The 3,914-nt window shown below is 75.8% G+C and carries 3 protein-coding genes, 1 tRNA gene and 2 pseudogenes; 4 read left to right on the top strand and 2 right to left on the bottom strand.

The genetic code is table 11. From position 1 onward, the window contains the following. The 3 genes and pseudogenes from WCS02_RS18430 to WCS02_RS18420 form a co-directional block, all read left to right on the top strand. A partial coding sequence (locus tag WCS02_RS18430; RefSeq protein WP_340295746.1) for a hypothetical protein occupies nt 1-234 on the top strand: 234 nt, incomplete at its 5' end. Between the two features lie 49 nt (nt 235-283). Beyond that, nucleotides 284-391: pseudogene (locus tag WCS02_RS18425) on the top strand (FAD-binding protein); the annotation flags it as partial. A 407-nt stretch (nt 392-798) separates the two neighbouring features. After that, nucleotides 799-1,338 carry an NAD(P)/FAD-dependent oxidoreductase gene (locus tag WCS02_RS18420; protein ID WP_340295747.1) on the top strand — a complete coding sequence of 180 codons (540 nt, stop codon included), beginning with the start codon at nt 799-801 and terminating at the stop codon, nt 1,336-1,338. 3 nt (nt 1,339-1,341) lie between these two features. On the opposite strand, the gene WCS02_RS18415 is transcribed toward WCS02_RS18420, so the two are convergent. Next, complete coding sequence (locus WCS02_RS18415) at nt 1,342-1,836, bottom strand: YajQ family cyclic di-GMP-binding protein (RefSeq protein WP_340295745.1); 495 nt, start codon at nt 1,834-1,836, stop codon at nt 1,342-1,344. Between the two features lie 88 nt (nt 1,837-1,924). On the opposite strand from WCS02_RS18415, the gene WCS02_RS18410 reads away from it, so the two are divergent. Further along, nucleotides 1,925-2,006, top strand: a tRNA-Tyr gene (locus WCS02_RS18410). 98 nt (nt 2,007-2,104) lie between these two features. Here the strand turns inward: WCS02_RS18410 and WCS02_RS18405 are convergent. After that, nucleotides 2,105-3,914, bottom strand: a pseudogene (locus tag WCS02_RS18405) (hypothetical protein); the annotation flags it as partial.

Genomic DNA, 3,914 nt, shown 5'->3' with positions numbered 1-3,914 from the left:
CGCACCGCAGCCGGCCGCCCGACGCCGCCCGGCCCGGAGCGCGTGCTGGCCCCGGCCGGTCTCGTCCTCGTCGGGGCCGGGCTGACCGTGGCGATGGACGCCTCCGCGCGGCGCGCCCGCGCCCGTCGCGTCCTCGGCTGGGTGCTCGAGGGCACCGTGGGGCTGCTGCTCGTCGGCAGCGGCCTGTCGGTGTTCGGCGACGCCGTCCGGCGCACCGCCCAGCGGCCCGCCTGACCGTCACCCCTGCCCGCTCCGACGGTCGCGGTCGGGGTGCGGGACGTTCGTGCCGGTCGTCCGCGGGCAGGGCGGCGGGGTGGACGAGACGTACGACGTCGTGGTGGTCGGGGGCGGTGCCGCCGGGCTCAGCGCAGCCCTCACGCTGGCCCGGTCCCGGCGCGCCGTCGTGGTGGTCGACGCAGGCTCCCCCCGCAACGCCGCGGCCACCGGTTTGCACGGCTACCTGGGTTGCGAGGGCGTGCACCCGGCGGAGCTGCTCGCGCGCGGGCGGGACGAGGTGGCCCGCTACGGCGGGCGCACCACCCGGGGCACAGTCGTCGGGGTCGACCGGACGGGCGTGAGCGGGCGCCGTCCTTCGTCGTCCACCTCGAGGACGGCCGCGCCCTCCCGGCCCGTCGCGTCCTGCTCACCACGGGCCTGGTCGACGAGCTGCCGGCGGTCGAGGGTGTCCGGGAGCGGTGGGGGAAGGACGTGCTGCACTGCCCGTACTGCCACGGTTGAGAGACGCGCGACCGGCCGGTCGGGATGCTGGCCTCGGGTCCGTCGGCCGCGGGGGAGGCGATGCTACTGCGCCAGTGGGGCGAGGACGTCCTGCTCTTCACACACGACCAGGGCCCGCCCGACGAGGAGAACGCGGAGCGGCTCGAGGCGGTCGGCGTCGACGTGGTCGACGGACCGGTGCACTCCGTCGTCGTAGAGGACGACCGGCTGCGCGGGGTGCGGCTGCGGTCCGGCGAGATTGTCCCCCGGGAGACGCTGGTCGTCTCCCCGCGCCTGGTCCCGTTCGACGACCTGCTCGACGCGCTCGGCGTGCCCGCGGCGCTGCAGCACGACGGCCCGGCGCTCACCGGACGCTTCGTGCCGTCCGGCACCGGGGCCACCGAGGTCTACGTCGCGGGCAACCTGTCGGACCCGGGCGCGGTCGTGGTGACCGCCGCCTCGCACGGTCTGCGGGCGGCCACCGCCGTCGACGTCGACCTCGTGCAGGAGGACGCCGACGCGGCGGTCACCCGGCTGCGCGCCGGCCGCACCGCGGGGGACGCCCGGGCCGCCCGGCCCCCGCGCCCGGTCAGGTCGGCCAGGACCACGCGGACGGCCTGACCCTCAGCGGTAGTTGACGAACTGCAGCGCGACGTCCAGGTCGGCGCCCTTGAGCAGGGCAATGACCTCCTGCAGGTCGTCGCGGCTCTTGGCCGAGACCCGCATCTCGTCGCCCGTGATCTGCGCCTTGACGCCCTTGGGGCCCTCGTCGCGGACGAGCTTGCCGATCTTCTTGGCGACCTCCTGGCTCAGGCCCTCCTTGAGGGTCGAGTCGAGCAGGTAGGTCTTGCCGGAGGCGCGCGGCTCCCCGGACTCCAGCGCCTTGAGCGAGACCCCGCGCTTGACGAGCTTGGTCTGCAGCACGTCGAGGACGGCGGTGCAGCGCTCCTCGCTGTTGGCCTCGATGCGGATGACGTCGTCGCCGGACCAGCGCACCGAGGCGTCGGTGCCCTTGAAGTCGTACCGCTGCTGGACCTCCTTGACCGCCTGGTTGAGCGCGTTGTCGACCTCCTGGCGGTCGAGCTTGCTGACGACGTCGAACGACGAGTCCGCTGCCACGGCTGTGCCTCCTGCGCTGGTCCCTGGGGTGCTGATCAGTTGCTATCCTCGCACCGCTGCTGCGGCGTCCGCGCCGTGGCGACGACACGGCAGGTTGCCCGAGCGGCCAATGGGAGCGGACTGTAAATCCGTCGGCTTAGCCTTCGAAGGTTCGAATCCTTCACCTGCCACACCGGCCCCGGGGTGCTCGCACCCCGGGGCCCTGTCGTACCCGACGGGCTGCGCGGCGCGCGGCCGGTCAGTGCCGGTGAGAGCCGCCGCGGGCCGGTCAGAGCCGGTCGGGGTCGACCGGCCCGCCGGCCGCCTTCCACACGCCGTACCGGTACGTCGGGTCCACCTCGAGCAGCTCGCGCGGCGCACCGATCATCAGCGGCCGCGGGTAGAGCGTGCCGATGACGAGCTCGCCCGGCTCGATCTTCACGGCCTCGCGCTGCGGGTCGACGAGCCGGTACTCCCGGTCGCCCAGCCAGTACTGGAACGCGGTGGCCGTGAGCAGCAGCGGCCGGTCGACGACGAGCACCACCGGGCTCGTGGCGTCCTGCTCGACGACCTCGCGCAGGCTGAACAGGTCGCGCAGCCGCTGGTCGCGCGGGTCGATGGTCCGCTCCTCCGCCACCACGGTCCCGGCCACCGCCGCGACCAGCAGCAGGCCGGCGACCGCCTCGCGGGGGACACCCCGGGTGCGGGCCCAGCCGATGCCGACCAGCACGAGGACCGCCGCCGCGGTCGCCTGGACGAACGGCACCCGGAGGTCCTCCCCGTACACCCAGCGCCACATCTCGATGCCGGGGACGTTGAGCTGCACCAGCCCGCCGACGATCCCGCCGAGGGCCAGCAGCACGACGCCCACGCCGGCGCCGAGGACGATCACGACGACCACCGACCGGCGCAGCACGGCGGGCCCCGCGCGGCCGGTGGCCAGGGCCGACAGTCCGACGACGGCGAGCAGCGCCCACACCGGGTCCATGTACCGGCCGTACACCAGCTGGTCGTACCGCCCGGCCCCCAGGCCGATCCGGGTGGACAGGTACACCGCGCCGACGACCAGCTGCGCCAGCACGAGCAGCAGCAGCACGGTGGCCGGCCCGGGGGAGCGGCGGCGGACCTCGGCCACGGCCAGCCCCAGGGCCCAGACGGCGCCGACCACCGTGAGACCGCCCCACGCCACCGCGCCGTACCAGGCGTGCCCCACGGTGAGGGACGCCATGAACCCGCCGTGCAGCTGGCCGATCTGCTCCCCGGCGGCGACGAAGCGGTCGACCTCGCCGTAGAGGACGTCCTCGACCCACCGGTTGACCAGCACGCCGCCCACCGCCCCGGCCGCGCCGGCGCCCACGACGAGCACGCCGCCGCGGGCCCGCGCGCGCCAGGCCCACCACGCCAGGACGACGAGCAGCAGGCCGACGGCGGGCAGGAACCGGCTGTGCACCAGCGACAGGTAGGACACCAGCGCCGCGAGCGCCCACGCCGTGCCGGTGCGCGCGGCGACCGGGCGTGCGCCGAGCCCGTCGGGGTCGGGCACGGCCGGGTCGTCCCACAGCCGCAGCACGAGCCAGAACGCGCCCGCCACGAGGATGCCCAGCAGCGCCTCGGGCAGCGCGTAGCCGGTGTAGAGCGCGCGACCGGGGGCGACGGCGACGAGGGTGGCCACTCCGAGCGAGGCCCGCGGCCCGGCACCGAGCCGGCGTGCCACGGCGGCCCAGACGACGACCGCGAGCGTCGCCATCACGACGTTGGCGCCGACCGCGGCGTGGAAGAAGCGGACGGGGTGGTCGACCAGCGCCCACAGCGGCGCCAGCAGCAGCCCCCACCCGGCGGAGTACCCCCCGGCATAGGGCGGCATGACGAGCTCGGCGCCGCCGCCCCCGCCGAGCAGCCGTGCCGCCATGAGGTAACCGATCTCGTCCTTGGTCTGGACGGGGGAGACCGCGTCGACCGCCATCGCGCCGTTGACGCCCGCCGCGAGCAGGAGCGCCAGCGCCCACTGCCATGCGGGTGCGCCCGCCAGCAGGCGCAGGGCGGGCCGGCGCGGTGCCCGCGTGCGCGGGGTGACCGCGGCCCGGGGGGCGGTCGGGCCG

The organism is Aquipuribacter hungaricus, assembly GCF_037860755.1.
In the GTDB taxonomy this organism is placed as follows: Bacteria; Actinomycetota; Actinomycetes; order Actinomycetales; family JBBAYJ01; genus Aquipuribacter; species Aquipuribacter hungaricus.
The sequence above is the reverse complement of the archived record's forward strand: the minus strand, read 5'-3'. Positions and strand labels throughout refer to the sequence as shown.